Raw genomic sequence first — 3608 nt, forward strand, 5'->3', positions numbered from 1 at the left:
CGACCTGTTCGGCCGCGTGCAAAGCCTGAAGGACCAGGCGCTCGCGCAGTACCTGTCGACCGCGTATGCGCGGCAGGCGTCGGAGATCTCGCTGGTGTCGCAGGTGGCGGATCAATACCTGACGCTGCTGTCGACCGATGATCTGCTGAAGGTCACCGAGGACACGCTGAAGACCGCGCAGGCGTCGTACGACCTGACCAAGCTGCAGTTCGACAACGGCACGGGCTCCGAGCTCGAGCTGCGTCAGGCGCAGACGGTGGTCGAGACGGCGCTCGCGAACCAGCAGGCGCAGGCACGTGCGCGCGCGCAGGCGCTGAACGCGCTGGTGCTGCTGATCGGCGAGCCGCTGCCGGACGACCTGCCGGCGGGCATGCCGCTCGACGCGCAGAACCTGCTGACGGACGTGCCGGCCGGCCTGCCGTCGGATCTGCTGACGCGTCGTCCGGACGTGATGCAGGCCGAGCAGACGCTGCTGGCCGCGAACGCGAACATCGGCGCGGCGCGTGCGGCATTCTTCCCGAAGATCTCGCTGACGGCCGCGTTCGGCACCGCGAGCCCGACGCTGGGCGGCCTGTTCAAGGCCGGCACGGCGGCGTGGTCGTTCGCGCCGAACATCGCGCTGCCGATCTTCGAGGGCGGGCAGAACATCGCGAACCTCGATCTCGCGCACGTGCAGAAGCGCATCGAGATCGCGAACTACGAGAAGGCGATCCAGTCGGCATTCCGCGAAGTGTCGGACGGGCTCGCCGCACGCGGCACGTACGATCAGCAGATCGCGGCATTGGAGCGCAACGAGCACGCGCAGCAGCGTCGCTTCGACCTGTCGGACCTGCGTTACAAGAACGGTGTGGACAGCTATCTGTCGGTGCTGACCGCGCAGACGGATCTGTACTCGGCGCAGCAGTCGCTGATCAGCGCGCGCCTGGCGCGCTGGACGAATCTGGTCGACCTTTACCGTGCACTGGGCGGCGGGTGGATCCAGCATGCAGGCGAAGCGCCGCGCGCGCCGGATGCGCCGGTCGATTACGACAAGGCGGCGGCTCCGGCGCCTGCGTCGGCAACGGCGACGAACGGGTAGGCACGGCGAAGGGCAGGCGCGGCTTATCGCGCTTGCGCTTCGAACCGGCTGTACGCGGAAACGAAAACGCCACGGACGAAAGTTCGTGGCGTTTTCATTTGCGCTGTCGAATCGCGCGGGGAATCAAGCAAAACGCCACGGCATGCCGTGGCGTTCGTCGTTACCGCTTCGCGCCGTCGTCCGGCGCGGGGCGATCAGTGGTGCACGTCGGCGGCCCGCCCGTCGAAATCGTGTCCCGCGCGCCGAATCTCGCAGCGCGCATCCTTTTCGCCTTTCACGCCGTTGAACACGATGTTCAGGATCACGGCTCGATGGAAGCGAGCGGCTGTAGGCCCATTTGCTGTTGAACGGTGCTTATAACAATTAGCTGTACAAAATTCGAATTTGTCTGATTGATTCTTCTTTCTCGTCCGCGCAAATTTCGCATGGAGCATTCCTCACCCATTGTCGAGAAAGGAAATCCGGATGAAGAGCGAGCAGACTGCACCGACCCATCTTTTTGCCACCATCGGGGCGCTCACTGAGCGCGGTGGGCGGGTAACCAATGCTACCAGCGGCCTGACAGTCGCCGGGCTTGTCGTTGCCCGTGTTGGCGATGTCGTCACTTACGAGGATGGCAGCGAGGCCGTCATTATGGATGGCGCAGGCGAATATGCGATTTGCAGCGACAAGCCGTTTGCGCTGGTGGGTAGCCGGTTGAGCAACGGTGATCGTATCGTCGAAACGCTTCAGCGGTTGTGGGGAATTCACATACAAGCCGGCGAAACGGCCGAGGGATTGCCGTATGGTTCTAACGTTACGCGACAGAGCCGTACAAATGATCGACGTGCGGCTCGTAGATTTGCGCAAGTGGGGGACGGTCGAACGTCAACGCGTCGCAACGTGGTTTGGCTCAAGCGATGAAACGATTCGGCAACGTCTGACAGTCGGCCTCGCACGAGTAAGTCGGGTGATGCGCGATCTCAAGCCTGGAAACTTTGTTCGTCAATCAGAGGAGCTTGATCGATATCTTGGTTGTACGCCGAATAACAAGGACCCTGATGGTGCCGTCGCTCATGTTTGCGGCCCCGACACTGCTACACATACTATTTTTATCCATGAGAATTTTTGCGGGATGCGTCCCATATCCAGCGCGAAGGACTCGATGTTATCGACACTGATTCATGAGTGCACTCATTTTGCCGACACTTTTGGCGCTCAGGATCATCAATATTTCATGCGCGAGTGCTTGGTATTGGCTCGGGTGCGCCCCGACCTCGCAATCAATAATGCGGATAGCATTGCCGGGTATATTGTCTATGAGAATTAGAGGCGACGTGGCGGTGTGTTCCTTGTTGAATCTGATCGGGTCCAACGGAAAATCGATATGGTAAAAGGACTGGCCTGTATTGCGCTGGCGTTTTTCTCGACCGGGACATTCGCCTGCTCCCCGGTTCATACACTTGATGTTTCGTTTGAAAGAGATTCTGCCAAAGTGCGCGGCGATGAGCTCATCAAGCTGGCCAATTGGGCGATAGACCTTCAACTCAAATATCCCAATCTTGATCGTACGTCTGTCGGTGGCCTTGCCGAAGCTGACGAAAGACAGCCGAGCGTGCTGGCGCAGCAACGCGCGGAAAGTGTCAAGGGGCTGCTAGTCACATTGGGGCTTGGTCGAGCCCCTATCGACGTCGATGCCAGGCTTTATAAGTCGCATCATCTGAACGGTGTGCCGGATAATGGCCAACGAGTAGAAATCGACTTCCTTCCCGGTTGCGCGCATGAATGCCCCTGCCAAGGGAAATGAGGTCCTGGCTGCGATCTGCCGCGCAGTGCTGCACATTTCGATGGTGTGAAGCGGCCTTTTACGCACCATGCAGCAAGCGCCGGCCCGTCACGAGCCGACGCATGCCTGGTGTCCGTCAGTGCGAATCGGCGGCCCGCCCGTCGAAATCGTGCCCCGCGCGCCGAATCTCGCAGCGCGCATCCTTTTCGCCTTTCACGCCGTTGAACACGATGTTCAGGATCACGGCGGACGCCGATGCGAGCAGGATGCCGCTGTGCAGGATCGGCGCGAGCGCGGGCGGCAGCTTCGAGAAGAAGTGCGGCGACACGACCGGCACGAGGCCCATGCCGACGCTCACGGCGACGATGAACAGGTTGTGCGAATTGTTCACGAAGTCGACCTTCGACAGCACCTTGATGCCGTTCGCGGCAACCATCCCGAACATCACGATGCCTGCGCCGCCGAGCACGAACGGCGGCACCGACGCGACGACTTGCGCCATCTTCGGGAACAGCCCGAGCAGCACGAGGATCACGCCGCCCGTCGCGCACACGAAGCGGCTCTTCACGCCCGTCACGCCGATCAGGCCGACGTTCTGCGAGAACGACGTATGCGGGAACGAGTTGAAGATGCCGCCGATCAGCGTGCCGAGGCCGTCGACGCGCAGGCCGCGCACGAGGCGCTCCTGGTTGACCGGGCGATCGACCATGTCGCCGACCGCGAGGAACATGCCGGTCGATTCGATGAACGTGACGAACATCACCG

5 protein-coding genes are annotated in these 3608 nt (G+C 61.4%); 4 read left to right on the forward strand and 1 reads right to left on the reverse strand.

Going from position 1 to position 3608, the window contains the following annotated elements; all coding sequences use genetic code 11:
- The 4 genes from AC3IFE_RS01380 to AC3IFE_RS01395 form a co-directional block, all read left to right on the forward strand.
- Window positions 1-1078 (forward strand): efflux transporter outer membrane subunit (locus AC3IFE_RS01380; RefSeq protein WP_489189371.1); only part of this gene is annotated, 1078 nt, incomplete at its 5' end.
- 465 nt (window positions 1079-1543) lie between these two features.
- Entirely contained in the window at window positions 1544-1981 is a 438-nt protein-coding gene (locus tag AC3IFE_RS01385) for a PAAR domain-containing protein (RefSeq protein ID WP_489189372.1), read from the forward strand.
- Window positions 1896-2387, forward strand: coding sequence for a M35 family metalloendopeptidase (locus AC3IFE_RS01390; protein ID WP_489189373.1), 492 nt, complete (start codon window positions 1896-1898; stop codon window positions 2385-2387). Before AC3IFE_RS01385 ends, AC3IFE_RS01390 begins: the two co-directional genes overlap by 86 nt.
- Window positions 2388-2444: 57 nt before the next feature.
- Entirely contained in the window at window positions 2445-2864 is a 420-nt protein-coding gene (locus AC3IFE_RS01395) for a hypothetical protein (RefSeq protein WP_489189374.1), read from the forward strand.
- Between the two features lie 115 nt (window positions 2865-2979).
- Here AC3IFE_RS01395 and AC3IFE_RS01400 read toward each other — a convergent pair.
- On the reverse strand, window positions 2980-3608 hold a 629-nt coding region (locus tag AC3IFE_RS01400; protein ID WP_489189375.1), incomplete at its 5' end, for a solute carrier family 23 protein.

It is taken from the genome of Burkholderia sp. APQ4-4ca, assembly GCF_057837105.1.

What these genes read in the sequence shown, in the direction of transcription:
- AC3IFE_RS01385 (WP_489189372.1), top strand. Translation starts at nt 1,544, where the DNA reads ATGAAGAGCGAGCAGACTGCACCGACCCATCTTTTTGCCACCATCGGG.
- AC3IFE_RS01390 (WP_489189373.1), top strand. Translation starts at nt 1,896, where the DNA reads ATGATCGACGTGCGGCTCGTAGATTTGCGCAAGTGGGGGACGGTCGAA.
- AC3IFE_RS01395 (WP_489189374.1), top strand. Translation starts at nt 2,445, where the DNA reads ATGGTAAAAGGACTGGCCTGTATTGCGCTGGCGTTTTTCTCGACCGGG.